Annotated in this window: 30 protein-coding genes and 1 tRNA gene; 14 read left to right on the plus strand and 17 right to left on the minus strand. The window is 59.2% G+C overall.

Annotation, left to right across the window (positions count from 1 at the left end; translation table 11 throughout):
* Nucleotides 1-258: 258 nt before the first annotated feature.
* Nucleotides 259-1,506, minus strand: coding sequence for a GNAT family N-acetyltransferase (locus tag HGHM_RS00850; protein WP_161603759.1), 1,248 nt, complete (start codon nt 1,504-1,506; stop codon nt 259-261).
* Nucleotides 1,507-1,831: 325 nt separating this feature from the next.
* On the opposite strand from HGHM_RS00850, the gene HGHM_RS00855 reads away from it, so the two are divergent.
* From HGHM_RS00855 to HGHM_RS00910, 12 genes are all read left to right on the plus strand, one after another.
* Nucleotides 1,832-3,010 (plus strand): GNAT family N-acetyltransferase, encoded by a 1,179-nt coding sequence (locus tag HGHM_RS00855; protein ID WP_019139607.1) that lies wholly within the window; start codon nt 1,832-1,834, stop codon nt 3,008-3,010.
* Between the two features lie 169 nt (nt 3,011-3,179).
* Entirely contained in the window at nt 3,180-3,695 is a 516-nt protein-coding gene (locus HGHM_RS20315; RefSeq protein WP_245549135.1) for a septal ring lytic transglycosylase RlpA family protein, read from the plus strand.
* 122 nt (nt 3,696-3,817) lie between these two features.
* Complete coding sequence (locus HGHM_RS00865) at nt 3,818-5,371, plus strand: DHA2 family efflux MFS transporter permease subunit (RefSeq protein ID WP_026075579.1); 1,554 nt, start codon at nt 3,818-3,820, stop codon at nt 5,369-5,371.
* A gap of 97 nt (nt 5,372-5,468) precedes the next feature.
* The gene (locus tag HGHM_RS23575) at nt 5,469-5,714 is read left to right on the plus strand and encodes a hypothetical protein (protein ID WP_218918027.1); all 246 of its coding nucleotides are present in this window, start codon (nt 5,469-5,471) and stop codon (nt 5,712-5,714) included.
* A 261-nt stretch (nt 5,715-5,975) separates the two neighbouring features.
* Nucleotides 5,976-6,665: a response regulator transcription factor gene (locus tag HGHM_RS00875; RefSeq protein WP_019139612.1), complete on the plus strand. Its 690-nt coding sequence runs from the start codon at nt 5,976-5,978 to the stop codon at nt 6,663-6,665.
* Nucleotides 6,666-6,827: 162 nt separating this feature from the next.
* The gene (gene hemA / locus HGHM_RS00880) at nt 6,828-8,117 is read left to right on the plus strand and encodes a glutamyl-tRNA reductase (protein ID WP_019139613.1); all 1,290 of its coding nucleotides are present in this window, start codon (nt 6,828-6,830) and stop codon (nt 8,115-8,117) included.
* 89 nt (nt 8,118-8,206) lie between these two features.
* Complete coding sequence (gene prfA, locus HGHM_RS00885) at nt 8,207-9,289, plus strand: peptide chain release factor 1 (RefSeq protein WP_026075580.1); 1,083 nt, start codon at nt 8,207-8,209, stop codon at nt 9,287-9,289.
* 90 nt (nt 9,290-9,379) lie between these two features.
* The gene (locus HGHM_RS00890; protein WP_019139615.1) at nt 9,380-9,856 is read left to right on the plus strand and encodes a disulfide bond formation protein B; all 477 of its coding nucleotides are present in this window, start codon (nt 9,380-9,382) and stop codon (nt 9,854-9,856) included.
* Between the two features lie 56 nt (nt 9,857-9,912).
* Nucleotides 9,913-10,749 carry a peptide chain release factor N(5)-glutamine methyltransferase gene (prmC, locus tag HGHM_RS00895; protein ID WP_026075581.1) on the plus strand — a complete coding sequence of 279 codons (837 nt, stop codon included), beginning with the start codon at nt 9,913-9,915 and terminating at the stop codon, nt 10,747-10,749.
* A gap of 112 nt (nt 10,750-10,861) precedes the next feature.
* Entirely contained in the window at nt 10,862-13,207 is a 2,346-nt protein-coding gene (locus HGHM_RS00900) for a Tex family protein (RefSeq protein WP_019139617.1), read from the plus strand.
* Nucleotides 13,208-13,377: 170 nt separating this feature from the next.
* Nucleotides 13,378-13,689, plus strand: coding sequence for a Grx4 family monothiol glutaredoxin (grxD, locus tag HGHM_RS00905; RefSeq protein WP_019139618.1), 312 nt, complete (start codon nt 13,378-13,380; stop codon nt 13,687-13,689).
* 32 nt (nt 13,690-13,721) lie between these two features.
* Nucleotides 13,722-14,306, plus strand: a complete 585-nt coding sequence (locus HGHM_RS00910) for a UbiX family flavin prenyltransferase (RefSeq protein WP_019139619.1) — start codon at nt 13,722-13,724, stop codon at nt 14,304-14,306.
* Nucleotides 14,307-14,416: 110 nt separating this feature from the next.
* On the opposite strand, the gene HGHM_RS00915 is transcribed toward HGHM_RS00910, so the two are convergent.
* The 8 genes from HGHM_RS00915 to HGHM_RS00950 form a co-directional block, all read right to left on the minus strand.
* A tRNA-Thr gene (locus HGHM_RS00915) sits at nt 14,417-14,492 on the minus strand.
* A 28-nt stretch (nt 14,493-14,520) separates the two neighbouring features.
* Nucleotides 14,521-15,018 carry a ClpXP protease specificity-enhancing factor gene (locus HGHM_RS00920; RefSeq protein WP_019139620.1) on the minus strand — a complete coding sequence of 166 codons (498 nt, stop codon included), beginning with the start codon at nt 15,016-15,018 and terminating at the stop codon, nt 14,521-14,523.
* Between the two features lie 115 nt (nt 15,019-15,133).
* Nucleotides 15,134-15,745, minus strand: coding sequence for a glutathione S-transferase N-terminal domain-containing protein (locus HGHM_RS00925; RefSeq protein WP_019139621.1), 612 nt, complete (start codon nt 15,743-15,745; stop codon nt 15,134-15,136).
* An 83-nt stretch (nt 15,746-15,828) separates the two neighbouring features.
* A complete protein-coding gene (locus tag HGHM_RS00930; protein ID WP_020693797.1) occupies nt 15,829-16,593 on the minus strand; it encodes a cytochrome c1 in 765 nt (254 codons plus the stop codon).
* Between the two features lie 23 nt (nt 16,594-16,616).
* Nucleotides 16,617-18,020 (minus strand): cytochrome b, encoded by a 1,404-nt coding sequence (locus tag HGHM_RS00935; RefSeq protein WP_019139623.1) that lies wholly within the window; start codon nt 18,018-18,020, stop codon nt 16,617-16,619.
* Between the two features lie 5 nt (nt 18,021-18,025).
* Entirely contained in the window at nt 18,026-18,634 is a 609-nt protein-coding gene (gene petA / locus HGHM_RS00940) for a ubiquinol-cytochrome c reductase iron-sulfur subunit (RefSeq protein WP_019139624.1), read from the minus strand.
* Between the two features lie 292 nt (nt 18,635-18,926).
* Complete coding sequence (locus HGHM_RS00945) at nt 18,927-19,628, minus strand: response regulator (RefSeq protein ID WP_034348588.1); 702 nt, start codon at nt 19,626-19,628, stop codon at nt 18,927-18,929.
* A gap of 79 nt (nt 19,629-19,707) precedes the next feature.
* The gene (locus HGHM_RS00950; RefSeq protein ID WP_026075583.1) at nt 19,708-20,469 is read right to left on the minus strand and encodes a Nif3-like dinuclear metal center hexameric protein; all 762 of its coding nucleotides are present in this window, start codon (nt 20,467-20,469) and stop codon (nt 19,708-19,710) included.
* 15 nt (nt 20,470-20,484) lie between these two features.
* Here HGHM_RS00950 and HGHM_RS00955 point away from each other — a divergent pair, with 15 nt between their 5' ends.
* Both HGHM_RS00955 and HGHM_RS00960 read left to right on the plus strand, forming a co-directional pair.
* Nucleotides 20,485-21,648 carry a Do family serine endopeptidase gene (locus HGHM_RS00955; protein WP_026075584.1) on the plus strand — a complete coding sequence of 388 codons (1,164 nt, stop codon included), beginning with the start codon at nt 20,485-20,487 and terminating at the stop codon, nt 21,646-21,648.
* Between the two features lie 5 nt (nt 21,649-21,653).
* Nucleotides 21,654-22,343, plus strand: a complete 690-nt coding sequence (locus tag HGHM_RS00960) for a DUF2461 domain-containing protein (RefSeq protein ID WP_019139628.1) — start codon at nt 21,654-21,656, stop codon at nt 22,341-22,343.
* On the opposite strand, the gene tatC is transcribed toward HGHM_RS00960, so the two are convergent.
* From tatC to hisA, 8 genes are all read right to left on the minus strand, one after another.
* Entirely contained in the window at nt 22,340-23,104 is a 765-nt protein-coding gene (gene tatC / locus HGHM_RS00965) for a twin-arginine translocase subunit TatC (protein ID WP_019139629.1), read from the minus strand. The genes HGHM_RS00960 and tatC overlap by 4 nt on opposite strands.
* Nucleotides 23,104-23,616 carry a Sec-independent protein translocase protein TatB gene (tatB, locus tag HGHM_RS00970; RefSeq protein WP_019139630.1) on the minus strand — a complete coding sequence of 171 codons (513 nt, stop codon included), beginning with the start codon at nt 23,614-23,616 and terminating at the stop codon, nt 23,104-23,106. The genes tatC and tatB overlap by 1 nt, the downstream gene beginning before the upstream one ends.
* A gap of 66 nt (nt 23,617-23,682) precedes the next feature.
* On the minus strand, nt 23,683-23,895 hold the full coding sequence (gene tatA / locus HGHM_RS00975; protein WP_019139631.1) for a Sec-independent protein translocase subunit TatA: 213 nt from the start codon (nt 23,893-23,895) through the stop codon (nt 23,683-23,685).
* A gap of 61 nt (nt 23,896-23,956) precedes the next feature.
* Nucleotides 23,957-24,331 (minus strand): histidine triad nucleotide-binding protein, encoded by a 375-nt coding sequence (locus HGHM_RS00980; RefSeq protein ID WP_019139632.1) that lies wholly within the window; start codon nt 24,329-24,331, stop codon nt 23,957-23,959.
* Nucleotides 24,332-24,452: 121 nt separating this feature from the next.
* Complete coding sequence (locus HGHM_RS00985) at nt 24,453-24,815, minus strand: phosphoribosyl-ATP diphosphatase (protein WP_020693798.1); 363 nt, start codon at nt 24,813-24,815, stop codon at nt 24,453-24,455.
* 64 nt (nt 24,816-24,879) lie between these two features.
* Nucleotides 24,880-25,284 (minus strand): phosphoribosyl-AMP cyclohydrolase, encoded by a 405-nt coding sequence (gene hisI, locus HGHM_RS00990; RefSeq protein WP_019139634.1) that lies wholly within the window; start codon nt 25,282-25,284, stop codon nt 24,880-24,882.
* Nucleotides 25,281-26,045 carry an imidazole glycerol phosphate synthase subunit HisF gene (gene hisF, locus HGHM_RS00995; protein WP_019139635.1) on the minus strand — a complete coding sequence of 255 codons (765 nt, stop codon included), beginning with the start codon at nt 26,043-26,045 and terminating at the stop codon, nt 25,281-25,283. The genes hisI and hisF overlap by 4 nt, the downstream gene beginning before the upstream one ends.
* Nucleotides 26,042-26,836, minus strand: a complete 795-nt coding sequence (gene hisA, locus HGHM_RS01000) for a 1-(5-phosphoribosyl)-5-[(5-phosphoribosylamino)methylideneamino]imidazole-4-carboxamide isomerase (protein ID WP_026075585.1) — start codon at nt 26,834-26,836, stop codon at nt 26,042-26,044. Before hisA ends, hisF begins: the two co-directional genes overlap by 4 nt.
* Nucleotides 26,837-26,893 lie beyond the last annotated feature (57 nt).

Raw genomic sequence — 26,893 nt, forward strand, 5'->3', positions numbered from 1 at the left:
TTGTCTCCTCTTGTGTCGTTATGGAGTTTTAAATTGGATTTCGCATTGGCATGGCACGCACGACGGAGGCATGTAACTTTATTCCGGGGCTGCGCGCCCTCACCCATGCGCAATCCGCTCTAAAATTACACAACGCTGGATTCACGTATTGTCAGGAATCAACGACCTGTCGAGGGCTGCGAGTTTCGCTTTTCAGCCCTTTCGCTTTTGTCCGCCCATAGGATTTGTGCCGAGGGAAATCACGGAAAAAGCTGCTGCTTACGAATTCGCCGCCTTGGCTTGCAATTCCGCTTCCGGCTGCACCGCCTGCAGCTTCCTTTGGCGCAGACCGCGCGCCAAGTCGATGGCAAGACGCAGCACGGGATTATCCCGGCGCTCGGGGGCTTGGAGCCAGAGCCGGAACTGCCGCTCATGGCGCCTGGCGAGATTCCGCAGGACCACATCGCAGCTCAACACCATGTGCTTGCGCGAGCGGTAGATGGCGAGGTGATCAAGGCCACGCTCGATGCCGCCGAGCCGGTACTTGTAATCGTTTTGCCCCCACAGGAAATGGTATTCCCGGCCGCCGCGGGCGATGCATTCGCAAATGGTGAAGTAACAGCAGAGGGTCCCGAGCCGGTAGTCGTTATATTCGGAATCATGGCTGATCACATCCAGGAAATAATTGCTGCCCGCCTGGTAATTGATCGTCCCGGCACATACCCTGCCATCTATCTCGAGCACGCTCACCAGTCCATGCGAACGGGCAAGCTGGAGCACACGCTGCACCTCCTCTTCATCCTTGTTGGATACCCTGCCCTTCTCCGCCATGCGCGCCCGGTTCAGCTGGATGATGTCCCGGACATGCTTTTCCTGTACCTCCTCCCCCGTGTAGACAACATGGCGATATGAGGGAAAGCTTCGCTTCAGCTTGTTCTGATAACGGCCCAGATAGTTGCGTGTGGCCTTGCCCAGGCTGGCCCGATACTCCTCTGCGGTATCGGGCAAAGTCAGGACAATGTCTTCAAGGCAGTTGAAGCGCTGCATGGGCAAGCGCATTCCACCGGTCTCGGCAGTAACCGCATGCAGGGAAATGACTTTCACCGATGCGTAGGTGCTGAAGATGAAGTCGGCAAAACGCTGCAGTTCGACGCCACTGATCCTGGCGCCTTCATTGAGGACTTGCACCCGCGTTTTCTCGCGGAGAAACAGCAGCATGCTGACCAGTTCTCCGCCTTCACGCACCATGCAAGTGCTGATGTTTCCGATGTTGACGCCGCGGCATACGGTTATCTCGCTCAGCGACGAAAAAATATTGCCGTACAGCCGCTCCAGCTCCGACTCGACAAAAGGCGGCACAGCATTCTCGTAACACGCAACCGAGTAGCCATCGCAGTTCAGGATATGTGACGGCTCGGATTCCCCGACCGGCATATGCAGCAACTGCAAGTCCCTATTCGATACCCCCCCGTTTCCGGGCGCCGCCGCCTCATTCTCGAGCTCCCGGCATTTCGTATCAAGTGCCATATGCGCGCTTCTTGACTTATTGATTGATGGAATACTTTCCCTTGATATCTTTCGGCATTCCAAAGCGACTGCGAAGGAGGAAACGAGTCCTGCGCGAACTGAAGGAAATGCCAGTCTTGTTCGAGCAGCGTAAAGACATATTCGTTTTTTGTTGATGGTTTCCATTGTGTGGAATCAAGAACTCTCTCCAAGTTCCAGGACACATCTTGCAAAATCGCGTTTCCTTGTTAAAGCACAAGAAACATGACTTGCGGGTGTTGGAAAGTACAACAGATGTGGATGTGCGCTCGTCCATCGAGTGCAGCCCACCTGGAAAATAGGGAACATGGAATTTGACAACATGACCGCAGGCAGTCCGCTCGCTGATGTATCCTCCATCACGCTGGAACCGAGGCAGGCAGGCATTCCGGGCAGCATTTCCATCACCTGTTACGAGCATGATGTCCCACCCTTTGTCGAAGCCGAGCTCGAGCGCCTGTACGCGCACATCTATTCATCGCTGGTCCAGTTCAGGATTTATGGGGGTCTCAACGAGCAGACGAATACCTATGTCGTCCATGAAGGCGAGAAAGTCGTCACCATATTTCTGTTCCGCATTGACGGAGAATCGGTGGAAGTGCTGAACCAGAGCATCTGGATCAGCAACGAGGATATTCTCCGGTTCGCACGCCACATCTTTTCCGCTTATCCCTCAATCAAGCGCATTGCCTTCCATGCGGTGCGGGCCGACGCGCTGCAGCTTCCCTATCCGCATCAGCGTTTCAACTGCACGGATGACATCGTCATCACTCTGCCTTCGACGGCCGAGGAATATCTCGCAAGCCTCGGCAAGAACACGCGCAGGAACATCAAGCGCTACATGGACCGGCTCAAGCGCAGCTTTCCCTCGTTCCGCTATGAGTGCCATGTGAAGGATGAGATCAACGAGCAGCAGGTACGCGAGATCATCGGCTTCAATCGCGCCAGGATGGCCGGCAAGAACAAGGTGTCGACGCTGGATCAGCTGGAAGAAGAACGCATCGTCCAGCTCGTCAAAGCCTGCGGGCTGTTCGGCGTCGCCACCATTGACGGCCGCACCTGCGCTGGCGGCATCGCTTATCGCTGCGGGGACAATTATTTCCTGTACGTCATCGCGCACGATCCGGCCTATGACGATTACTGGATCGGGATACTCTGCTGCTACCTGACGATTTGCGAATGCATCGCCCGTGGCGGCAAGGCCTTTCACTTCCTGTGGGGCCGCTACGAATACAAGTTCACCCTGGGCGCAGTCCTTCGCCAGCTGGACCGCATCATCATCTACCGATCGCGCTTGCAGTTCCTCCTGCATGCAAGGATGGCGTTGCGGATCGCTTTCAACGGCTACATGCACAAGCTGAAATTCGGGCTGCTGGAAAAAGCCCGGCGGCGCGACAGTTTCTCCGCGCGACTGCTCTCCGATTGCTTCAACCATGGCCGCCGGCTGAAGCGGTTTGCCGACGGCCTGCTGCAGCGCCGAACATGAACCCTGCCCTCTTGCCCGCCACATGAATCCGCGTAGTGCAACTGGCACTGATTCGGGACAGAGAAACTTCTTGTCAAAAAGTCCATCGAACGGATGTCATTGAACTAGATGCGTTCAATGATATTTTCCGCCGCGCAAATCATTCCCGCCGCGGTGGATGGAGATGGCAATGCGATCGAAGCGAACAATCAGAACCTGCATCGGCCTGTCTCTGGTACTCGCCTCCATGAGCCTTGCAGTTGCAGCGAAAGAGCCGGCTCCCGAGAAAGCGAATCCCGAGACCGCGAAGACCAGCAAAAAGCCGAAACTCGACCGCTCCGGCAAGCCACGCCGTGGCAAGGCGTCCTATTACGGCAAGGAGTTCCACGGCAGGAAAATGGCCGACGGCACGCCCATGAATCCGAACTCGAATGTTGCCGCGAGCAGGACGCTGCCGCTCGGCACCAAGGCCAGGGTCACCAACCTGGAGAACGGGAAAAGCGCCGTGGTCGAAATCCGCGACCGCGGCCCCTATGTGGATGGACGCATCGTCGACCTGACGCCCAAGGTCGCGGATGCACTCGACATGCGGGAACAGGGTGTCGTGCCGGTCGAGGTCAAGCCGATCGAACTGCCTGGATCGCCCGCCCGCGCCGCCCCCCCCACACCGGAACCGCAACAGGCTGCCGCCGAGCTTACCCCCTGAAGAAGTGGCCTGGCGACATGTCCGGACTACCCGCCGGCAAGAATGACCGAAGCGGACTATAGTGTCGATCTTTTGCGCAGCTGCAGCGTCGCGCCTGCGCTTTCTCATCCCATCGTCCGTACATGAGTTCTCCAGCCAGTTCTCCCTTGCCGCCGCTGCAGGGCGGCCAGCTCGTGCTTGGCACCATGGCACTGTCTCTCGCGGTGTTCATGAACGTGCTCGACTCTTCCATTGCCAATGTCTCGATCCCGGCCATCTCCGGCGACCTTGGCGTGTCACCGCAGCAGGGCACCTGGGTCATCACTTCCTTCGCCGTGTCCAACGCCATCTCGGTTCCGCTGACCGGATGGCTGACGCAGCGCTTCGGACAGGTTCGCCTGTTCATCAGTGCGGTGCTGCTGTTCGTGATCGCTTCCTTCCTGTGCGGGCTGGCGCCGAACATCGCCATCCTGATCGCGGCACGGGTAATCCAGGGTGCGGTGGCCGGGCCGATGATTCCGCTCTCGCAGGCGCTGCTGCTGGCCAGTTATCCGCGTTCGAAAAGCGGGATGGCGCTCGCCTTCTGGGGCATGACGACGCTGGTAGCGCCCATCATGGGGCCCTTGCTCGGCGGGTGGATTTCCGACAACTACTCCTGGCCCTGGATTTTCTACATCAATGTGCCGGTGGGCATCCTCGCCGCCTGGGCGACCTGGACGATCTATCGCAAGCGTGAATCGGCGACGCACATCCTGCCGATCGACAAGATGGGGCTGTTCCTGCTGGTCGTGTGGGTCGGCAGCCTGCAGCTCATGCTCGACAAGGGCAAGGAACTGGACTGGTTCAATTCGGGCGAAATCATCGCGCTCGGCATCGTCACCTTCATCGGCTTCATCTATTTCATCGCCTGGGAATTGAGCGAAGCCCATCCGGTCGTCGACCTGTCGCTGTTCAAGGGCCGCAATTTCAGCGGCGGCGTGGCGGCCATTTCCGTCGCCTACGGCCTGTTCTTCGGCAGCCTGGTGATCCTGCCGCTGTGGCTGCAAACCCAGATCGGCTATACCGCGACCGAAGCCGGCAAGGTCATGGCGCCGGTGGGCATCCTCGCGATCATCCTGTCGCCGGTGGTGGGCAAGCTGCTGCAGAAATTCGATGCCCGCTATTTCGCGACCGCCGCCTTCACCATCTTCGCCGTCGTGTTCTTCATGCGCGCGAAATTCACGCCGGATGTCGACACCTGGACCCTGATGATCCCGACCGTGATCCAGGGCGCAGCGATGGCCATGTTCTTCATCCCGCTCACCTCGATCATCCTGTCCGGACAGCCGCACGAGAGGATGCCGGCTGCGGCAGGCCTGTCGAACTTCGTGCGCATCATGTTCGGCGGCATGGGGACTTCCGTCATATCCACCATGTGGGAAAACCGCACCACGCTGCATCATGCGCAGCTCGCGGAAAGCACCGGCCTGCAAAACCCGGCCTTCGGGCAAACGGTTCAAAGCCTTGCCGAACAAGGCATACCGCAGTCCGGTGCCTGGGCCGTGATCGACCGGACCATCAACGTGCAGGCCAGCACCATGGCCGCCACCGACATTTTCTGGATTTCAGGCTGGCTGTTTCTCAGCCTGATCAGCCTGGTGTGGCTGACAAGGCCGATCAAGTCGAGCGGCCCGGTGGATGCGGGCGGGGCGCACTGAGCGGCACACCGCGCGTCATCGCGGCGAAGTCTGCTTGCACAGGGCTTTCTGGCCCTTGCAGCTCGCATCCTCGGATGGATTTCTTGGCGTGTGCCTTTTGCCGGGCTTCCTGCTCTTGGCAGGAGATGTCGGCTTCGCCTTTCCGGCCGCCTCGGGGCTCGCATTTTTTCGCTCCACCGGTTTCGGCGACATGATGATGGCGCCGGAATCCACCGGCGCCTTTTCCCCGGATCCCGGTGGCGCATCCGGCGCGGGAGACTGCGCCCACGCGGAAACAATGAATGCCAAGGGCAAGGCCGCAATGAAAAGCTGTGGTTTTTTCATATCTTCGGCGACGAATTGAAAAGAGTGAAGCAGGAATGGATTGCATCCGCTCGACATCATGGAGCGAGCATGCCGGCGGCCCTGCCGATATGACAGAAACTCTTCCGCCACATCCGGCTGCCTGAACAATTCGATAGGCTCTTTTTGCAATAAAAGGTTCCTTGCGATTCGACAAGGACAATGGCCAGGTCTCCGCTGCCTGCGTGGCCATGGCTTCAGGTGGAGGATTTGGCATAAGATGATGCCGGCCAATTGTTAAGGCAAAGGGACTCCCCAGCTTATGAAGATTGCAGTACTCAGCGACCAGCCGGACCAGACTGCCTTGCTATGCGACGTCCTCGCAGCAACGGATCATGCCTGCCAGGCTTTCGCGACCGGCAAGGAATTGGTCGCCGCGCTTCATCGCGAGCGTGCGGACATGCTGGTGCTGGACTGGCAAGCGACCGACGGAAGCGCCGCTGACGTACTGGCCTGGGCACGCGCCAACATGGCGCCGGAAGTGCCGATACTCCTGGTTGCCGGCCGCTCGGCCGAAGAAGCGGTCGCATCGGCTCTGGCAGCGGGCGCCAGTGACTACATTGTCAGCCCGGTGCGGCGCGGCGAGCTGCGCATGCGCACGCAAGTCCTGCTGCGTCGCGCCTATCCTGCCCAAGCCGCGCCGGAGCAGATCCGGTTCGGCCCTTACCTGTTCGAAAAGCCGACGGGAAGGCTGACCGTAGGCGGACGCCCTGTCGAACTGACGCAAAAGGAATTCGATCTCGCGCTCCTGTTCTTCCGCAACCTGGGCCGCCCCTTGTCGCGCGCCTACATACAGGAAGCGGTATGGACGCGAGAGGCGCAACTACCTACCCGCACCGTCGACACCCACGTTTCGCGGGTAAGAAGCAAATTGCATCTGCGTCCGGAAAACGGCTTCCAGCTGACACCGGTGTACAGCTATGGCTACCGGCTGGAACAGCTTGCAAGTTGACGACCTCTGCTGAAATGGCAGGCAGGCAATATTGCATTTTCGGCGAGCTCGATCTGATGCAAATCCGCCATCAAACTGCCCGAACGACGGCTTCCGTCTCCTTATGCGAGGCAGCAACAGGCTATAATACGAGTCACTTCTGGTTCACTGATCTCCCCCGGAATGCAGCTTCTTGCCGTTGGCCTCAACCACACTACCGCGCCTGTCTCGCTACGGGAAAAGGTCGCGTTCCCGGCTGACCGGCTGGGACATGCAGTGGCGGCGGCGCGCGCATGGTTCGGCCGTGTCGGTACGGTCCCTGCAAATGATGAAGCTGCAATCCTCTCGACCTGCAACCGCACCGAACTGTATGCGGCCAGTCAGCTCTCCGGCGGCGTCAATACCGCGATCGATCTCACCGGCCATTTCCTCGCCGATTACCACAAGCTGCCCTATGGCGAGCTGCGTCCCTACCTGTACGCGCTGCCGCAGGACAATGCGGTGCGTCACGCGTTCCGCGTCGCTTCCGGGCTCGATTCCATGGTGCTGGGCGAACCGCAGATCCTGGGCCAGATGAAGGATGCGGTCCGGCAGGCGGAAGCCGCCGGCGGCCTCGGGACTTACCTGCATCAGATGTTCCAGCGCACGTTCGCAGTGGCCAAGGAAGTGCGCAGCACGACCGACATCGGCGCCCACAGCGTATCGATGGCGGCTGCGGCAGTCAGGCTGTCGCAGCGCATCTTCGACAAGATCTCCGAGCAGCATGTGCTGTTCATCGGCGCCGGTGAAATGATCGAATTGTGCGCCACCCATTTCGCCGCGCAGAACCCGAAATCCCTGACGATCGCCAACCGCACGCTGGAGCGCGGCGAAGCGCTTGCCAGCCGCTTCAACGGGCGCGCCATCTGCCTCGCGGAATTGCCGGACCAGTTGTCGAAGTTCGACATTGTCGTGTCCTGCACCGCGTCTTCTTTACCGATCATCGGCCTCGGGCTGGTCGAGCGCGCGGTCAAGGCGCGCCGCCACAAGCCGATGTTCATGGTCGACCTCGCGGTGCCGCGCGACATCGAGGAAGAAGTCAGCCGCCTGGACGACGTCTTCCTGTACACCGTCGATGACCTCGGCGCTGCGGTCCAGACCGGCATCGAAAGCCGGCAGGCGGCTGTGGCACAGGCGGAAGCCATCATCGAAACCCGGGTGCAGTCCTTCATGCACTGGATGGACAGCCGCACGATCGTACCGGTGATCCAGCACCTTCATGAGAGCAGCGAAGCCATGCGCACGGCCGAGCTGGAACGCGCGCGCAGGTTGCTGGCCAAGGGCGAGGATATCGATGCGGTGCTGGAAGCGCTGTCGAAAGGCCTGACGGCGAAATTCCTGCACGGCCCGCAGCAAGCCTTGAACAATGCACAGGGTGACGAGCGCGCGCGTCTTGCCGCCCTGCTGCCGCAGCTGTTCCGCACCAAGCGTTAGCCGTTCTCCCTCGCGCCTTCGGTGGCGCATCCCGTTCAGCACAGCCTTGCCGCTGCCGCGTCTTTTCCAATCCATTACCGATCACGCTTATGAAACCTTCGATGCTTGCCAAACTCGACCAGCTGAGCGAACGCCTGGTGGAAGTGAACAGCCTGCTGATGCAAGAAGGCGTGACTTCCGACATGGATCAGTACCGGAAGCTGACGCGCGAGCATGCGGAACTGGGCCCGCTGGTGGAGGTGTACAAGGCGTACTCGCAGGCCGACAAGGATGTGAAGACTGCCCAGGAAATGCTGGCCGATCCGGAGATGAAGGAATTCGCGCAGGAAGAAGTGACGACCGCGAAGGCGCGCATGGAGCAGCTGGAAGTCGACCTGCAGAAAATGCTGCTGCCGAAGGACCCGAACGACGAACGCAATATCTACCTCGAGATCCGTGCCGGTACCGGCGGCGACGAGGCAGCGCTGTTTGCAGGCGACTTGTTGCGCATGTACACGCGATTCGCCGAGCGCAACCGCTGGCAGGTCGAGATGGTGTCGGAGTCGCCGTCGGAAATCGGCGGCTACAAGGAAGTCATCGTGCGCATCATCGGCTTCGGCGCGTATTCGAAGCTGAAATTTGAATCCGGCGGGCACCGGGTGCAGCGCGTGCCGGCGACGGAAACGCAAGGCCGCATCCATACATCGGCCTGCACGGTGGCGGTGATGCCCGAAGCCGACGAGGTGAGCGATGTCGACATCAATCCGGCCGACATCCGGATCGACACCTTCCGCGCCTCAGGCGCGGGCGGCCAGCACATCAACAAGACCGACTCGGCAGTACGCATCACGCATATGCCGACCGGCATCGTGGTCGAGTGCCAGGACGACCGCAGCCAGCACAAGAACAAGGCTTCCGCACTGAAAGTGCTGGCAGCCCGGATCAAGGACGTGCAGCTGCGCGAGCAGCAGGCGAAGGAAGCCGCCACCCGCAAATCCCTGATCGGCTCCGGCGACCGCAGCGAGCGCATCCGCACCTATAACTTTCCGCAGGGCCGGATGACCGACCACCGCATCAACCTGACGCTGTACAAGCTCGACTTCATCATGGATGGCGACCTGGAAGAACTGACCAACGCGCTGATGGCCGAGCACCAGGCGGAATTGCTGGCGGCGCTGGCCGAAGAGGCATAATGAGGGTTTGCGCGGCGCGTACAGCGAAAGAGTCGCATGCCGGAGCGCACCTTTCCTTCATCACATTCTTATAACTGCTCGCAGAGAACAATGAAAACCTCCAGACCTTATCTCGTCGGCGTCGGCCTCGTTTGCCTGGCACTGCTTGGCTTTGCGCTCTACCTGCAGCACGTCGAAAAGATGCTGCCCTGCCCGCTGTGCATCATCCAGCGCTATGCGTTTGCCGCAGTCGCCCTGATCTGCTTCATCGCCGCGCTGCTGCCTGCGCGGGCAAGGCCTGTCGGTGCCGGACTCGGCGTGCTGGCGGCATTGTCCGGGGCGGGCGTCGCCGGCTGGCACATATGGGTCAAGGCCCATCCCAGCGTGTCCTGCGGCATCGATCCGCTGGAAACTGCGCTGAACCGGATCCCCTCGGCGGAACTGCTGCCATTCCTGTTCAAGGCCGATGGCTTGTGCACGACCGAATATGCGCCCATCCTCGGCCTGTCGATCCCGCAATGGTCACTGCTATGGTTCCTGGCGCTTGCACTGGTGTTGGTCCGTGCCACCTTGTTCCGCCTGAAATAAGGCTCGACAGCAAAGGCTGACTTCAGATGGCCGACCAGCTTTCCAGCAATTCTCAAATGCCGAGCCGCGACAGCGCCCTGGTCGCGCCGGGCGCGGCTATCGGGAGCATTCTTCGCAAGCCTCCGATCGATCCGCTGGAAGGCCGCATCCTGCTGAGCCACGCACTCGGCCTGTCACGCGTGCAACTGGTCACGCAGTCCGAACGCGAATTGTCAGCCGAGGAAGCGCAAACCTTATCCGAGCTGTTCCAGCGCCGCCTGCAAGGCGAGCCGATTGCCTATATCACCGGCGAGCGCGAGTTCTTCGGCCTGCCCTTCCATGTCACGCCCGATGTGCTGATTCCGAGGCCGGAGACGGAACTGCTGGTCGAGCTCGCGCTGGAGCGCCTGCCACGGCATGGCCGGGTGCTGGACCTCGGCACCGGCTCCGGGGCCATCGCGGTGGTGCTTGCCGCAACTCGTTCCGATGCCTCGGTCACCGCGATCGATCTCAGCGCCGCCGCCCTGACGATCGCAATGCGCAATGCCGAACGAAACCGTGCAAACGTGACATTCTTGCAAGGAAGCTGGTACAGCCCTTTGGGCAATGAGCAATTCGATCTCATCGTTTCCAATCCTCCCTATATCGCTGCCGGTGACCGGCATTTATCGGAAGGCGATCTGCGCTTCGAGCCGGCCAGCGCGCTGACCGATCACGCCGACGGCTTGTCGGCATTGCGCACGATCGTCTCCGGCGCCGGCAAGCATCTCGCGCCGGGCGGCTGGCTCCTAATGGAGCACGGCTACGATCAGGCTGCGGCAGTTCGCGATTTGCTCGCTCAGCACGGCTATTGCGCGCGGCAAAGCTGGAAGGACCTGGCCGGCATCGAGCGGGTGTCCGGCGCAACCCGATAGCAGAATGGCAAAGACCCTCGCGTTGCTGCGGCTTTTCTGCACTGTCAAGACTGGCAGGCTCGCATAATTTGCGTATCATCTGCCGCTGGATTTTTTCTCATTTCAGGTTTACATGCTGCCCTCCATCGAACAACGTCTTGCCGTAGAACTCTCCGCCAAACCCGTACAAGTCGCTGCCGCCGTAGCCCTCCTCGATGAAGGCGCGACCGTGCCCTTCATCGCCCGCTACCGGAAGGAAGCCACGGGCGGGCTGGACGATGCGCAGTTGCGGCTGCTGGAAGAGCGGCTGCGCTATCTGCGCGAGCTGGAAGATCGGCGTGCTGCGATCATTGCCTCGATCGAAGAACAGGGCAAGATGACGCCGGGACTGCTGGATGCGATCACCCATGCGGAAGACAAGACCCGGCTGGAAGACCTCTATCTCCCCTACAAGCCGAAGCGCCGCACCAAGGCGCAGATTGCGGCGGAAGCCGGCCTGACGGAACTGGCCGATGCGCTGCTCGCCGATCCGAGCCTGAACCCGGAAGAGGAAGCGGCGAAGTATTTGAAACCGGCGTTCACCACCGACAATGGCGACAACCCGGGCGTGCCGGATGCGAAGGCAGCGCTGGATGGCGCGCGTCAAATCCTGATGGAGCGCTTCGCCGAGGATGCGACGCTGCTGCAGGCCCTGCGCGAATACCTGACTGAGCACGGCGTGGTGGAATCGAAAGTCGTGGAGGGCAAGGAAGATGCAGGTGCGAAGTTCGCGGATTATTTCGACTATTCCGAAACCATCGGCACCATCCCTTCGCACCGCGCGCTGGCGCTGTTCCGCGGCCGCCGCGAGGAAATGCTGACTGTCTCGCTGCGCCTCGACAGCGAGGGAGAAAAGCCGAAATGGGATGCGCCACACAATCCCTGCGAAGGCCGGATCGCGGCGCGCTTCGGCATCAGCAACCAGGGACGTCCGGCGGACAAGTGGCTGTCGGACACGGTGCGCTGGGCCTGGCGGGTGAAAGTGTTCATGCACCTGGAAACTGAATTGATGACCAGCCTGCGCGAGCGGGCGGAAGCCGAGGCGATCAACGTCTTTGCGCGCAACCTGAAGGATCTGCTGCTTGCCGCGCCTGCCGGACCGCGCGCGACCATGGGCCTCGACCCGGGCCTGCGCACCGGGGTGAAGGTCGCAGTGGTCGACGCCACCGGCAAGGTGGTGGATACGGCGACGATTTATCCGCACCAGCCGCGCAACGATTGGGAAGGCTCGCTGCACACCCTCGCCCTGCTCGCCAGGAAGCATAATGTTGCACTGGTTTCGATTGGCAACGGCACGGCCTCGCGTGAGACCGACAAGCTGGCGCAGGACTTGATCAAGCGCCATCCGGAACTGAAGCTGACCAAAATCGTAGTGTCCGAGGCGGGAGCGTCGGTGTACTCCGCATCGGAATATGCATCGCGCGAATTACCGGAGCTGGATGTTTCGCTGCGCGGCGCGGTATCGATCGCGCGCCGCCTGCAGGATCCGCTGGCGGAACTGGTGAAGATCGATCCGAAATCGATCGGTGTCGGCCAGTACCAGCATGACGTGAGCCAGAGCCAGTTGGCGCGTTCGCTGGATGCAGTGGTCGAGGATTGCGTGAACGCGGTCGGCGTTGACGTGAATACCGCCTCCGCTCCCCTGCTGGCACGCGTATCCGGTCTGAACGCGAGCGTGGCGCAAAGCATCGTGTCTTATCGCGACATGAAAGGCATGTTCGCTTCCCGTGCCGCGCTGCGTGAAGTGCCGCGCCTGGGAGAAAAGACGTTCGAGCAGGCGGCCGGCTTCCTGCGCATCATGGGCGGCGAGAATCCGCTCGATGCATCCGCCGTGCACCCGGAATCCTATCCGGTCGTGCAAAAAATTCTGGCCGACATCAAGAAGGATGTGAAGGAAGTGATTGGCGACGGCAAGCTGCTGAAAACGCTCACGCCGGCCAAGTACGCGGATGAAAAATTCGGCGTGCCGACGATCACCGACATCCTCAAGGAACTCGAAAAACCCGGCCGCGACCCACGCCCGGAATTTACGACGGCGACCTTCAAGGAGGGCGTGGAAGACATCAAGGATTTGCAGCCGGGCATGATTCTCGAAGGTGTAGTCACCAACGTCGCCGCTTTCGGCGCCTTCGTGGATATCGGCGTGCATCAGGATGGCCTGGTGCATATCTCGGCCCTGTCCAACACCTTCGTGCGCGATCCGCATAGCGTCGTGAAAGCCGGGCAGGTGGTGAAGGTGAAGGTGCTGGAAGTGGATGAGAAGCGCAAGCGCATTGCCTTGACGATGCGCCTTGCGGATACACCGGCAGCAACCGGATCGAAACCCGAGCAGCGCGGCGACCGCAATGATGCGAAGCGTCTTGCGCAGCATCAGCAGCAGTCACGCCAGCCGGCGGTGAACAATGCGATGGCGGCTGCGTTCGCCAAGCTCAAGCGATAGCACGCCTGTCCACAAAGGGAAAAAGCGGTTGTCCTGACGGCAACCGCTTTTTTTTATTCTTCGCGTGCATGCGCGGTCGGCTGTCATCGCTGCGCGCATTTTTGCCACGCCCGCATCGGCAACGCCTTTTTCATATAATGGCGATATTCCGAATTTTTTGAGGTGATGTCATGAGCGATGTACAAAACTGGATCAAAGAGACCGTGACCAACAATCCGGTCGTGCTGTTCATGAAGGGGACCGCGCAATTCCCGCAATGCGGCTTTTCCGGGCGCGCAGTGCAAATCCTGAAAGCCTGCGGCGTCGACAATATCGTGACGGTCAATGTGCTGGAAGACCCGGAAGTACGCCAGGGCATCAAGGAGTTCTCGAACTGGCCGACCATCCCGCAGTTGTATGTGCGCGGCGAGTTCATCGGCGGCTCGGACATCATGAGCGAGATGTTCGAGTCCGGTGAATTGCAAACCGTCCTGAAAGGCTGAGGCAAGCGTTCACTGACGCTTCGCCTTCCTCCATGTCTGCTCCGCGGCGCCTGATCATTGCGCTTACCGGCGCTACCGGCGCCGTGTATGGCGTGCGGCTTCTGCAGGTTTTGCGGGTCATGCCCGGCATCGAGACCCATTTTCTGATTTCCGATGCCGGCGTACTCAGTCTGCACCAGGAACTCGAGATGCATCGCAAGGAGGTTGAAGCCCTCGCGCATGTCACGTACAGCGTCCGCGATGTAGGAGCCTCGATCGCCAGCGGCTCCTTTCAATCGGAAGGCATGATCGTCGCCCCATGTTCGATGAAGACGCTCGCGTCGATTGCTCACGGACTTTCGGACAACCTGATTTCCCGCGCAGGCGACGTGGTGCTGAAGGAACGGCGCCGGCTGGTGCTGATGGTGCGCGAAACGCCCTTCAATCTTGCCCACCTGCGCAACATGACTGCTGTGACCGAAATGGGCGGCATCATCTTCCCGCCCTTGCCGGCGTTCTACCAGCGGCCGCAATCCATCGACGAAATGGTTGACCACACTGTCGGGCGCGCCCTCGATCTGTTTGGGATAGGACATGACCTGGCGCCACGATGGAACGGCATGAAAGTTGCGATTTGAGAAGTGCGCAGCGCATACGGCGGCCTTGAATACAGAGATTCCAACTCGCGGCGCTGAAAGTGGCCGCGCAAGAAAAAACCCATGCACATTTCTGAGCATGGGTTTTTTATTGGTGCCGGCTGCAGGACTCGAACCCGCCACCTGATGATTACAAATCAACTGCTCTACCAGATGAGCTAAGCCGGCGGAAACTGAAAAGGAACGTAATTATAGTTTATTTGATGCGGGTAAGTGTAGGCCTGCCACCTTTTTTCGGTGGATCGTTATTGTCGTCCGGATTGTCCGAAGCATTACCCTCTCCGGATTCCTGCTGCGATGGCGGCACTGCGGTCAAAGCTGGCCCGGAAGAACCAGCGTCGTCCTTATTTGCCTGGCTGCTTTCTTCCGGCGTCGAGGAAGGCCGCGACACTTCGAATGCCATGCCCTGTCCATTCTCCCGCGCATAGATCGCGACAACATTGTCTACCGGCACCGATACTTCTCTTGATACACCGCCAAAGCGTGCATGGAAGCTAATGAAATCATTCTCCATCTTCAATCCGCTGGTGGCGGCAAAACTGATGTTCAAGACGATTTCACCATTCTTGACATACTCCCTTGGCACGCGTGTGCGTGCATCCACTGCCGCTGCGACATACGGGGTGTACCCATTGTCGGTACACCACTCGTAGATGGCGCGAAGTAGATAAGGCTTGGTAGAAATTTCGGACATGATTTGAAGACCCGGACGGCCGAAGCCGTCTATGTCAGATACACGCCAGGCAGTATCGCCGAATATCGGCAAACCTGCACTGGGCGCAGGCATGCAGGAATGGCAACAATGCCGGTCAACGCCGCATTACTTTTTCCGAGGGCGTCAATGCCTCGATATATGCCGGCCGGGAGAAAATCCTTTCAGCATATTTCATCAGCGGCGCCGCAGTCTTCGACAGTTCGATGCCGTAATGGTCGAGACGCCACAGCAACGGCGCAATCGCCACATCCAGCATCGAGAACTCATCGCCCAGCATGTACTTGTTCTTCAGGAACAATGGCGCAAGCGTGGTTAGGCGGTCGCGAATTTCCGCGCGTGCTTTCTCGTGCTGCTTTTCCGCACCCTTCGACTTGTCATTCTCGAGCGTGTGCACGTGGATGAACAATTCCTTTTCGAAGTTGAACAGCATCAAGCGTGCCCGCGCACGCATCAGCGGGTCTGCCGGCATCAGTTGCGGATGCGGGAAGCGCTCGTCGATGTATTCGTTGATGATGTTGGACTCGTACAGGATCAAGTCCCGTTCGACCAGGATCGGAACCTGGCCATAAGGGTTCATGACCGAAATGTCTTCCGGCTTGTTGAACAAGTCGACATCGCGAATCTCGAAATCCATGCCCTTTTCGAACAAGACGAGACGGCAACGCTGGGAAAATGGGCAGGTTGTGCCCGAATAAAGAACCATCATTTTGCAGTTCCTCAGAAACAAAGAGGGTGAGACGCTTTACGGCTCACCCCGAAATCAACTGCCCGCAAGGCGGGCGCTAAATCTTACTTGACGTTTTTCCAATAAGATGCGTTCAAACGCCAGGCAAGCACCAGGAAGAAACCAAGGTAGAGCAATACCCAGACCCCGAGACGCTTGCGCGCATTCTGCGCCGGCTCCGCCATCCACTGGAGGTATCCAACGAGATCGGCGACTGCATTGTCATACTCGATCGGAGTCATCTTGCCTGGCCTGACCTGCTCGAAACCGACAAATTTCTCTACCGTCTTGGCAGGATCGTGCGGATCCTTTTCTTCGACGAACTTCGCCCTGTTCACGCCTTGCAACTCCCAGAGGACATGAGGCATGCCGACGTTCGGGAATACCAGATTATTCCAGCCGGTCGGACGCGTATCGTCACGGTAGAACGTCCGCAGATAAGTGTACAGCCAATCAGGGCCGGTTCCGGCTTCGGATGCCTTGGCGCGGGCAATTACCGAGAGATCCGGCGGCACTGCACCGAACCAGGCTTTGGCATCCTTGGCAGGCATCGCAACCTTCATCAGGTCGCCGACCTTTTCGGAGGTGAAGAGCAGGTTGTTCTTGATCTGGTCTTCAGTCAGGCCGATATCTTTCAGGCGGTTGTAACGCATTGCCGACGCCGAGTGGCAGTTCAGGCAATGGTTGACGAACAGCTTTGCGCCGTTTTGCAACGCGGCAAGGTCTGTGGTCCGGTCAGGAGCCTTGTCAAGGGGAAAACCACCCTCGGCAGCCAAGGCCAGTGTCGGCGCCAATGCCAGAGCCGCAATCAAATTTTTCAGCAATTTCATGATTGTCATATCCCTTTTACACCTTAGTGCGGCTGGTAGGTGACGCGATCAGGCACGGGCTTGAACTTGCCCATCGTGCTCCACCAGGGCATCAGCAAGAAGAAGCCGAAGTAGATGAAGGTGCAGACCTGGGCCACAATCGTGCGGGTTTCGGTCGGCGGCAAGACACCGAGATAGCCGAGGATGAGGAACGCGACACCGAACACGAGATACACATACATGTGCCAGCCCGGACGATAGCGGATCGACTTCACTTCGGAATGATCGAGCCACGGCAGCGCGCCGAGGATCAGTACGGAAACGCCCATCAGGACCACGCCCCAGAATTTCGCGTCAAAAGTGAACATGCCGATCAGCGCAAGCACCGCAATGACAGCAATCGCCGCCTTGACCGTGCCGCGCAGCCTGGTCTTGACAAAAATCAGGGCCACATAAGCGATGACGCCAGCGGCCAGCCAGTACATGAATTGGGAGGTAGTGGCACGCAGAATCGAGTAGAACGGCGTGAAGTACCAGACCGGAGCAATGTGCGGCGGTGTCTTCAGCGGATCAGCCGGGATGAAATTGTTGTACTCAAGGAAGTAGCCTCCCATTTCCGGAGCAAAGAAGACGACGGTGCTGAACACGATCAGGAAGACCGCGGCAGCCAGCACATCGTGCACCGTGTAATACGGATGGAAAGGAATGCCGTCGAGCGGTATGCCGTTGGCGTCCTTGTTCTTCTTGATCTCGATGCCGTCCGGATTATTGGAACCGACTTCGTGCAAGGCGACGATGTGCGCAACCACGAGTCCGATCAGGACCAGCGGAATGGCGATCACGTGGAAGGAGAAGAAACGGTTCAAGGTCGCATCGGAGACCACATAATCGCCGCGAATCCAGAGCGACAGGTCAGGACCGATGAACGGGATTGCACCGAACAGGTTCACAATGACCTGCGCCCCCCAGTACGACATCTGCCCCCAGGGGAGCAGATAGCCGAAAAAGGCCTCTGCCATCAGGCACAGGAAAATGGCGACGCCGAACAGCCAGACGAGTTCACGCGGCTTGCGATAGGAGCCATAGAGCAGGCCACGCACCATGTGCAGGTAAACGACGATGAAGAATGCCGAGGCGCCAGTCGAGTGCATGTAGCGCACCAGCCAACCCCAGGGCACATCACGCATGATGTACTCAACCGAAGCGAACGCAAGGTTGGCATCCGGTTTGTAGTGCATCACCAGGAAAATGCCGGTGACGATCTGGATGACCAGCACCAGCAGAGCCAGAGACCCGAATGCATACCAGAAGTTGAAATTCTTGGGCGCGTAGTATTCCGATACGTGAGCTTTCCAGGTAGAAGAAAGCGGAAAACGCTGATCAATCCACTCCAGGGCCCTGCCCGAGAATGGCACAGGGGTGCCGGTTGGTTTTTGTTGTGTCGACATGATGATTAAGCTTCGCCTTTCTCGTCTTTACCAATCACCAGCTTGGTGTCGCCTACATACATGTGACGCGGCACTTGCAGGTTATCCGGCGCCGGCTTGTTCTTGAATACGCGGCCAGCAAGGTCGAATGTGGAACCGTGGCAGGGGCACAGGAATCCGCCAGCCCAGTCATCCGGCAGCGAAGGCTGCGGGCCGGCCTGGAATCTGGCAGTTGGCGAGCAGCCGAGATGGGAACAGATACCAACCGCAACCAGGACGTCGGGTTTGATCGAGCGATGCTCGTTGCGGGCATACGGCGGAGTCAGGTCATCCGGATTGCGCTGCGACTTGGGGTCTGCGAGCAGAGGATCAAGCTTGGGCAGTTCCGCCACCATGGCTGGCGAACGCTTCAAAATCCACACGGGCTTGCCGCGCCACTCGACTGTCTTCATCTCCCCTGGCGCCAGGTCCGAGATATCCACTTCCACCGGTGCGCCCGCGGCTTTCGCCCGCTCCGACGGCTGGAAGGTGGACACAAAGGCCCCGGCAGTGGCCAACCCGGCCACACCGCCCGCCGCACATGTGGCGACGAGCAAGCCGCGCCGACCGGAATCGACCTGCTTTTCGTTACTCATACCAACCCCAATAAGTGAAAATGCCAAACCTGTTTGAACTTCTTGCAACCTGCGATTATAGCGGACGCCGAAACTGATTTAAAGGGAATCACTATTCCGTTGCGCAACATCGGGTTTTAAGGGGGGGTGGGGGAACAACCGCGGCCGCTTGAAAATCCGGCACTTCGGCGTCGCGCCGGCGCGGCTTCGATCGCGGAGAACTTAAGGAACACGCAGAAATGGCTGCCGGATTCGGGGAAAATGCAGCCTCACGACAGACTTTTTCTGCGAAAAGGAAGGACGAGCCTTGGCGTCATTCCGGTTTGGGGCGCCCCAACTGCAGCAAGCCGCGCCGATGTGCCTCGAACACTGCCTCGCCTCGGGAATGCACCGAAAGCTTGGCGTAAATATTCTTGATATGCGTCTGTACGGTACCGACCGACACCGACAGTACACGCGCGACTTCGCCGTAGCTGCCGCCATGTGCAATCAGTTCGAGAATTGCAGCTTCTCGCTTGGTCAGGGTGACGGGCTCGGCTTCCTCGACCGCGGCAGCCTCGGCTTCGGGCTTCTTGTTGCGCATCTTTGCCAGCACCATGCGCGCAATCGTCGGACTCATCGGCGCCCCGCCCGCACGCATATCCAGGATGGAGCGCGCGACATCGATACGGCCGGCATCCTTCAGGATATAGCCGGATGCACCCGCTTCAATGGAAGCCAGCACGTTCTCTTCGTCGCTGGAAATCGTCACAACCATGATGTCGCAATGCGGATGGTTACGGGCGCAGGCCTTGATCACCTCCAGACCGGAGCCATCCGGGAGGCCAAGATCCGTCAGCAACACGTCGACAGTTCCCGTTTCCAGCCAGGTCAACGCCTGGTAGATATTGTCGAAGTCGGCAGCCAGCCGCAGCGAAGGCTCTGCCTTGATCCCCAGGCACAAGGTCTTGCGCGTCACCGGGTCGTCCTCAACCACCATGACGTCAAGCGGACGTCCCGCCGTTTTTTGCAGCATTGCTTGTCTCTCGCTTGCGATGATCATAGTCCGCGATTCATGCCTGAATGCAGGAATGCAACCAAATGGCGGTAACTTATCAGACTGGATTGGCAATGTCGACAAATTGGTGGTGTATACCAAATTGTGCCGCGAGGTGGTCGCCCAGCGCCTGGACGCCATAACGCTCGGTCGCATGATGGCCGCAAGCGAGATAGGCCACCCCGCTCTCCCGCGCGAGATGGACGGTCGGTTCCGAGATTTCTCCGCTGAGGTAAGCAGTCGCGCCGGCCTCAATCGCCGCGCCGAGCATGTTTTGCGCAGCGCCCGTGCACCAGCCGATGCGTCCGAGCGGCTGGTGCAGGTCGCCGATGATCAGCGGCGTACGCTCCAGGCGCGCTTCGATCAGGTTCGCAAGGTCGCCGACCGTCCTGACACCGTCGGCGGTCCCGAGCCAGCCCAGGCTGTCTTCGCCGAAGCGCCCGTCGGGATGCAAAGCCAGTCGGCGTGCCAGCTGGACGTTATTGCCGAACTCGGGATGCATATCGAGCGGCAGATGATAGGCGAACAGGCTGATGTCGTTCCCGAGCAGCAGCTTCAGCCGCTTCTGCTTTTGCCCGATGACGCGTGCATCTTCCCCGCGCCAGAAATAGCCGTGATGCACCAGAATCGCATCCGCTCCCGCATCGATAGCGGCCTCGATCAGTGCCAGGCTAGCGGTGACGCCGGTCACCAAGCGTCGGATCGTCGCTCTGCCTTCAACCTGGATTCCGTTTGGGCAATAATCACGAAAGCGATTAATATCAAGGGTTTGCTCTAGATATTTTGTAAATTCGTCCCTATCTACCTGTCCCTTGCTCATTTCTGACATTCCTTTATGCGACGCCTCTGGTTATTGTTTGCCCAGACCGTAACGGTCGGTCTGGCGATTTGGTTCATTGTAGCGACCTTGAAACCGGATTGGGCCCGGGTGACGGGCGGCAGCCTGCATGGCGTGCAAATCGCCTCCTCCACCGTCCCGCTGCTGGAAGCCCCGGCGAGCGCTGCGCCCGCACAGGATTCTTATCGCAATGCCGCCCAGCGCTCCATGCCGGCGGTCGTCAACATTTACACCACAAAAGGAATGAAGGAGCCGAATCATCCCTTCATGGATGATCCCCTGTTCAGGCGATTCTTCGGCGAACAGGACGAAAGGCAGTACAGCCTGGGCTCCGGCGTGGTGGTCAGCTCGGAAGGCTTCATCCTGACTAATAACCATGTGGTGGAAGCGGCGGACGAGATCGAGGTGGCGCTGGCCGACGGCCGCAAGGCGGTGGGCAAGCTGGTTGGCACCGATCCGGAAACCGACCTCGCCGTCATCAAGATCAATATGCAAAACCTGCCCAGCATCACACTCGGGCATGTGGAACAGGCGCGCGTCGGCGACGTGGTGCTCGCCATCGGCAATCCTTTCGGTGTCGGCCAGACGGTCACGATGGGCATCATTTCCGCGCTCGGCCGCAATCATCTCGGCATCAACACCTTTGAAAACTTCATCCAGACTGATGCGGCGATCAATCCCGGGAATTCCGGTGGCGCCCTGATCGACACCCGCGGCAATCTCCTCGGAATCAATACCGCGATTTATTCGCGTAGCGGCGGTTCGCTCGGCATCGGCTTTGCAATCCCGGTCAGCACGGTGAAAACCGTCATGGAATCCATCATCACCACCGGCCAGGTAGTGCGTGGCTGGATCGGCGTCGAGCCCCAGGACATCACTCCGGAACTGGCGGAAAGCTTCGGCCTGAACCGGAAGTCGGGCGCGATCATTGCCGGCGTATTGAAGGGCGCCCCCGCGGACCGGGCCGGCATGCGGCCGGGCGACATTCTCGTGGCCGTCGATGGCAAACCGGTCAATGACACCACCGAAATGTTGAACCTCATTGCCCAGCTGACGCCTGGGCGGCGGGTGAAGATGACCGTACTGCGCAAAAACCAGGAATCGGTGCTCGACATCACCGTTGGCCGGCGTCCGCGGCCGCAGCGCCAAGAACAGGAATAAGCATCGTGCACACACGCGACCTGATCCAATTCCTTGCAGAACTTTCGGAAAACAACAAGCGCGCCTGGTTCGTCATGAACAAGCCGCGTTATGACATCCTGCGCGCGGAATTCTGCGAACTGGTCACCCGCCTGATTGCGGACATCAGCAGATTCGATCCGGCGGTCGCCGATTGCAATCCGAAAAAGGCCTTGTTCCGCATTAACCGCGACATGCGGTTTTCCCATGACAAGAGCCCTTACAAAACCACATTTTCAGCGGCAATTACTGCGAGCGGGCTGAAAAAGCCAAGCCAGGGCGGCGGTCCAGCCTATTACTTTCACATTGATGCAAACGGAATGCTGCTGGTGGCCGGCGGCGAATACATGCCGCCACCCGACCGCTTGCGGGCCATACGCCAACAGGTAGTCGAGGATGCGGCAGGATTTGCGAAGCTACTGAAGAACAGGCGGCTGGTCGAGACCTTTGGCGACTTGCAGGAGGAAGGCAAGCTCACGCGCCCGCCCAAGGGCTTCGATGCGGACGCGCCGCACATCGAATATCTGAAGCTCAAAAGCTTTATCGTTTGGAAAGAAACGAGCCTGAAAAAGAAAATTCCGGCAGATCTGGAAAAAGAGATTGCTGCCGGCTTCAAGGATGCCTACCCGCTGATCGCCTGGCTGCGCCAGGTAAAACAGGCGGTGCCGGCAGCTTAGGTTTCTTCCACTTCTTCCGGCGCCTGCGTCGCGCGCACGAATAGCGGCGCCACCAGCAGGCCGGCTTCGAACAGCAGCCAGAGCGGCATGGCCAGCAGCATCTGGCTCATGATGTCCGGCGGCGTCACCACGGCGGCGATGATGAAAGCGGCAACGATGACGTAGGGACGCATCTCCTTCAGCTTGTCGACTGTCACCAGCCCTATCCGCACCAGCACGATCACGATGACCGGGACTTCGAAAGTCATGCCGAACGCAATGAACATCGTCATCACGAAGCCGAAATAGCTTTCGATATCCGGCGCCACTGTAATCGACTTCGGTGCGAATTCGTTGATGAACTTGAAGATCACGCCGAACACGAAGAAATAACAGAATGCCACGCCGATGACGAACAGGATCGATGACGAGATCACCAGTGGCGCGACCAGGCGCTTTTCATGCGCATACAAACCCGGCGCGACGAATGCCCATGCCTGGTAGAGCACCCACGGCAGCGCGATGAGGAAGGCGAGCAGGAGCGTCACCTTTACCGGAATCAGGAAGGGAGTGATCACGCCGGTAGCGATCATTTTGCTTCCCGTCGGCAGCGCGGCCATCATCGGGATGGCGAGCATGTCGTAGATTTTGCCGGCCCAGGGCATCAGGCCGAAAAACACCAGAAGAACCGCCGCAGCCGCCTTGAGGATGCGGTTACGCAGTTCGACCAGATGCGAAATGAAGGTGTCTTCCGCACCTGTCTTGAATTGATCTTCAGCCATTAGTAGAAAGAGACGGGAGACTTGCGGGCGGCGCCAGCAGGCCGGTACTTGGCGACACGTGCCGCGCCTGAAATCACGTGGGTCCGGTAACCATTGTGCCGCTTGTACCAGGAGGGAATGGCCGAAGTGCGGGCCAGCTTCTTGCGCCGGAAGTCCTTGGCTTTCACTGCAATCTGTTCGGGATTCGGAGGTTCCCGCAGCGGATCGGCTGACACGCCATCATGGGTAGGATCACTCCACGCCGACTTCAGATCGCTCTGGACTTCCGAGACGTCTTTTGCAAAGCTTTGCTCGAAGTTACTTGCAGTATCCTGCATATCCTTCTGCATCTTGCGCAGCTCTTCCAGCTCGATTTCCCGGCTCACTTCCGACTTGACTTCATTGAGGTAGCGCTGCGCGCGACCAAACAGGGTACCGGCCATGCGCGCCACCTTGGGCAGGCGCTCGGGGCCGACGACGATCAAGGCGACAACCCCGATCAAGGCGAGCTTGGAAAGGCCGAGATCAATCATGCTGGACAGTCAAAGAAGAAAAGGTCGGCTCGGGCCGCGTGCTTATGCACAGCGGCAGCGCAAGCATCAACCTTTGCTCTTTTCTTTTGCATCCACGTCAATCGTGGTCTTGTCAGCGACCGGCGCCGTAGGCTTTTCTTCTTCGGACTTGATGCCTTCCTTGAAGCCCCTGACCGCCTTGCCAAGGTCGGTGCCGATATTGCCGAGCTTTTTCGTACCGAACACCAGCATCACCACGATCAGCACGATCAACCAGTGCCAAATGCTAAACGAACCCATTTTCTTCTCCTAGCCGGACACAAGTCCGATGACAATTCCTACTTCAGACGCCCAAAGCTGCTTATCGCATGCCACGCCAGGGACGCGGCCCGCCGATAACATGCAGATGAAGATGGTACACCTCTTGGCCCCCATCCGGTCCGGTATTGAAAAGCGTCTTGAACCCGCCCTTGCCAGCAGCGCCATCGCCGTTGCTGGTGTAGCCGCAGCCTTGGTCTTGTGCGAGCTTCGGCGCCAGCAACATCATTTTACCCAACAAAGCAGCATGCCTCTCATCACAATCTGCCAATGTATCAATATGCTGCTTGGGCACAATCAGGAGATGTACGGGCGCTGCCGGATTGATGTCATGGAAGGCGATCAGGTCCTCGTCTTCATACACTGTCTTGGACGGGATTTGCCTGGCAGCGATCTTGCAGAAGATGCAGTTTGTCATGGCTTTCGGATAAGGATGAATGTTTAAATTCGGTAATTCCGGGTCGGCTCAAACACATATAGCCAAAGAGCCTTGCACCAAAAAAATCGTTGCGGAATCGCCGACGCAAAGCTTGCGACCATCAGTCTCCGTTTTGCTCCCGCTCCATCAATTTGCGATTCGCTTTTTCCTCGATCCCTGAAATGCCTTCGCGGCGAGCCAGTTCATTCAATACATCCTGCGGCGTCAGGTCGAATTGTGCCAGCATGATCATTGAATGGAACCACAAATCGGCACACTCATACAGTACCTTGGACTTGTCGCCGGTAAAGCGCGCGTCCTTGGCTGCCATCACGGTTTCGGTGGCTTCTTCACCGATTTTTTTCAGGATCGCATCGTCACCCTTGGAAAACAGGCGGGCCACATAGGACTTGTCCGGATCCCCGCCGTTGACCAGTTTGCGTGATTCGATCACATTGGCCAGGCGTTTCAGTGTTTCACTCATATATTTCGACGGCATGGCCGTCTTCCGCTCTCAGCCGGGACAGGCCAATTGGCGCACCCCATGTTCACTTGTAAATATGTTCCGGATCTTTCAGCACCGGTTCGACGGCTTCCCAAGTGCCGTTGTCGGCGGCGCCTTCGAACTTCTGATAAAAGCAGGAATGCCGGCCGGTGTGACAGGCGATTTTGCCGACCTGCTCCACCTTGAGCAGCACCACGTCTTCGTCGCAGTCCAGGCGAATTTCATGCACTTTCTGGATATGGCCTGACTCTTCGCCCTTGTGCCACAGCTTCTTGCGCGAGCGGCTCCAATACACCGCTTCGCCCAGCTCCACCGTCCGGGCCAGCGCCTCCCGGTTCATCCAGGCAAACATCAGCACATCGTTGGAGCCAGCTTCCTGCGCGATGACCGGCACCAGGCCGTGCTCATCCCATTTCACCTTGTTCAGCCAGGCTGCCCGTATATTCATGCCAGTCTCATCGGGATGTTGCGCTCGGCCATGAAACGCTTGGCTTCCTGGACCGTATGCTGGCCGTAATGGAAGATGCTGGCGGCCAGCACCGCGTCTGCCTTGCCGACCTGGATACCATCCGCCAGATCCTGCAGTCCGCCCACGCCGCCGGAAGCGATCACGGGAACCGATACCGCGTCCGATACCGCGCGCGTCAGTGCAAGATCGAAGCCGCTGCGGGTGCCGTCGCGATCCATGCTGGTCAGGAGGATTTCGCCGACACCCAGGCTTTCCATCTTTTGTGCCCACTCGACCACGTCAAGACCGGTCGGCTTGCGTCCGCCATGAGTGAACACTTCCCACTTGCCTTCGCCGGCCTTCTTGGCGTCAATCGCCACCACGATGCATTGGGAACCGTACTTCTGGGAAGCGTCAAACACCAGTTGTGGGTTGGCAACCGCAGCACTGTTGACGCTGATCTTGTCGGCTCCGGCATTCAGCAGGCGGCGCACATCGTCCACCGTGCGCACGCCACCGCCCACCGTCAGGGGAATGAATACCTGGGATGCCACTGCTTCGATGATGTGCAGGATCAGGTCGCGTTCGTCGGAAGTGGCGGTGATGTCAAGGAATGTCAGCTCATCCGCGCCCTGCTCGTCGTAGCGCCGCGCGATTTCCACCGGATCACCGGCATCGCGCAGCTCGACGAAATTGACGCCCTTGACCACACGGCCGGCAGTCACGTCCAGGCAAGGGATGATGCGTTTGGCAAGGGTCATGCTTCGTCTTCTTCTGCCGCTTCTTCAAAGCCGCTCAGTTCATCCGCCCGGTCCTGCGCTGCACGCAGATCGAGGGTTCCTTCATAAATCGAGCGGCCGCAGATCACGCCTTCGATGCCCTCATCCTGAACTGCGCATAGTGCTTCGACATCCTTGATGTCATGCACGCCGCCGGATGCGATCACCGGGATGGTCATGCTCTTGGCCAGCTTGACCGTCGCCTCAATGTTGACGCCGGCCATCATGCCGTCGCGTCCGATGTCGGTGTAGACAATGGCTTCGCAGCCGTAATCCTCAAATTTTTTTGCCAGGTCGATCACTTCATGCCCGGACAGCTTGCTCCAGCCATCGGTAGCCACCTTACCATCCTTGGCGTCGAGGCCGACGATGATCTGGCCGGGGAAGGCGCTGCACGCATCATGTAGAAAGCCGGGATTCTTCACTGCCGCCGTGCCGATGATGATGTAAGACAGGCCGTCGTCCAGATAGCGCTCGATCGTGTCGAGGTCGCGGATACCGCCGCCCAGCTGAATGGGAATTTCTTCGGTGTCGTTCTCGACGGCGAACTCGCGCACGGCCTTGATGATCGCCTTCACCGCCGCCTCGTTCTTGGGCTTGCCGGCGAACGCGCCGTTCAGATCCACCAGATGCAGCCGTCGTGCACCCTGTTTCAGCCAATGCCGCGCCATTTCGGCGGGGTCTTCGGAAAACACGGTGGCTTTGTCCATATCGCCTTGTTTGAGGCGCACACAATGACCGTCCTTAAGGTCGATGGCAGGTATGAGCAGCATGGCTACATTCGGTGTGGATTGAGGTTAAGTGGGTGAGTGAAAGTATGCCTTGTCACG

The organism is Noviherbaspirillum massiliense JC206 (assembly GCF_000312045.1).
Taxonomy (GTDB): Bacteria; Pseudomonadota; Gammaproteobacteria; order Burkholderiales; family Burkholderiaceae_D; genus Noviherbaspirillum; species Noviherbaspirillum massiliense.

Excerpts from the sequence above, each read along its gene's own strand:
- hemA (WP_019139613.1), top strand. The coding sequence starts at position 6,828 with ATGCAGCTTCTTGCCGTTGGCCTCAACCACACTACCGCGCCTGTCTCG.
- HGHM_RS00935 (WP_019139623.1), bottom strand. The coding sequence starts at position 18,020 with ATGTCGACACAACAAAAACCAACCGGCACCCCTGTGCCATTCTCGGGC.
- hisA (WP_026075585.1), bottom strand. The coding sequence starts at position 26,836 with ATGCTGCTCATACCTGCCATCGACCTTAAGGACGGTCATTGTGTGCGC.
- HGHM_RS00985 (WP_020693798.1), bottom strand. The coding sequence starts at position 24,815 with ATGAGTGAAACACTGAAACGCCTGGCCAATGTGATCGAATCACGCAAA.
- hisF (WP_019139635.1), bottom strand. The coding sequence starts at position 26,045 with ATGACCCTTGCCAAACGCATCATCCCTTGCCTGGACGTGACTGCCGGC.
- HGHM_RS20315 (WP_245549135.1), top strand. The coding sequence starts at position 3,180 with ATGCGATCGAAGCGAACAATCAGAACCTGCATCGGCCTGTCTCTGGTA.
- HGHM_RS00890 (WP_019139615.1), top strand. The coding sequence starts at position 9,380 with ATGAAAACCTCCAGACCTTATCTCGTCGGCGTCGGCCTCGTTTGCCTG.
- HGHM_RS00930 (WP_020693797.1), bottom strand. The coding sequence starts at position 16,593 with ATGAAATTGCTGAAAAATTTGATTGCGGCTCTGGCATTGGCGCCGACA.
- tatA (WP_019139631.1), bottom strand. The coding sequence starts at position 23,895 with ATGGGTTCGTTTAGCATTTGGCACTGGTTGATCGTGCTGATCGTGGTG.
- hisI (WP_019139634.1), bottom strand. The coding sequence starts at position 25,284 with ATGAATATACGGGCAGCCTGGCTGAACAAGGTGAAATGGGATGAGCAC.
- HGHM_RS00950 (WP_026075583.1), bottom strand. The coding sequence starts at position 20,469 with ATGAGCAAGGGACAGGTAGATAGGGACGAATTTACAAAATATCTAGAG.
- HGHM_RS00865 (WP_026075579.1), top strand. The coding sequence starts at position 3,818 with ATGAGTTCTCCAGCCAGTTCTCCCTTGCCGCCGCTGCAGGGCGGCCAG.
- HGHM_RS00980 (WP_019139632.1), bottom strand. The coding sequence starts at position 24,331 with ATGACAAACTGCATCTTCTGCAAGATCGCTGCCAGGCAAATCCCGTCC.
- HGHM_RS00850 (WP_161603759.1), bottom strand. The coding sequence starts at position 1,506 with ATGGCACTTGATACGAAATGCCGGGAGCTCGAGAATGAGGCGGCGGCG.
- prfA (WP_026075580.1), top strand. The coding sequence starts at position 8,207 with ATGAAACCTTCGATGCTTGCCAAACTCGACCAGCTGAGCGAACGCCTG.
- HGHM_RS00900 (WP_019139617.1), top strand. The coding sequence starts at position 10,862 with ATGCTGCCCTCCATCGAACAACGTCTTGCCGTAGAACTCTCCGCCAAA.
- HGHM_RS00925 (WP_019139621.1), bottom strand. The coding sequence starts at position 15,745 with ATGATGGTTCTTTATTCGGGCACAACCTGCCCATTTTCCCAGCGTTGC.
- HGHM_RS00855 (WP_019139607.1), top strand. The coding sequence starts at position 1,832 with ATGGAATTTGACAACATGACCGCAGGCAGTCCGCTCGCTGATGTATCC.
- grxD (WP_019139618.1), top strand. The coding sequence starts at position 13,378 with ATGAGCGATGTACAAAACTGGATCAAAGAGACCGTGACCAACAATCCG.
- tatC (WP_019139629.1), bottom strand. The coding sequence starts at position 23,104 with ATGGCTGAAGATCAATTCAAGACAGGTGCGGAAGACACCTTCATTTCG.
- prmC (WP_026075581.1), top strand. The coding sequence starts at position 9,913 with ATGCCGAGCCGCGACAGCGCCCTGGTCGCGCCGGGCGCGGCTATCGGG.
- HGHM_RS00955 (WP_026075584.1), top strand. The coding sequence starts at position 20,485 with ATGCGACGCCTCTGGTTATTGTTTGCCCAGACCGTAACGGTCGGTCTG.
- HGHM_RS00945 (WP_034348588.1), bottom strand. The coding sequence starts at position 19,628 with ATGCTGCAAAAAACGGCGGGACGTCCGCTTGACGTCATGGTGGTTGAG.
- HGHM_RS00920 (WP_019139620.1), bottom strand. The coding sequence starts at position 15,018 with ATGTCCGAAATTTCTACCAAGCCTTATCTACTTCGCGCCATCTACGAG.
- HGHM_RS00875 (WP_019139612.1), top strand. The coding sequence starts at position 5,976 with ATGAAGATTGCAGTACTCAGCGACCAGCCGGACCAGACTGCCTTGCTA.
- tatB (WP_019139630.1), bottom strand. The coding sequence starts at position 23,616 with ATGATTGATCTCGGCCTTTCCAAGCTCGCCTTGATCGGGGTTGTCGCC.
- petA (WP_019139624.1), bottom strand. The coding sequence starts at position 18,634 with ATGAGTAACGAAAAGCAGGTCGATTCCGGTCGGCGCGGCTTGCTCGTC.
- HGHM_RS00910 (WP_019139619.1), top strand. The coding sequence starts at position 13,722 with ATGTCTGCTCCGCGGCGCCTGATCATTGCGCTTACCGGCGCTACCGGC.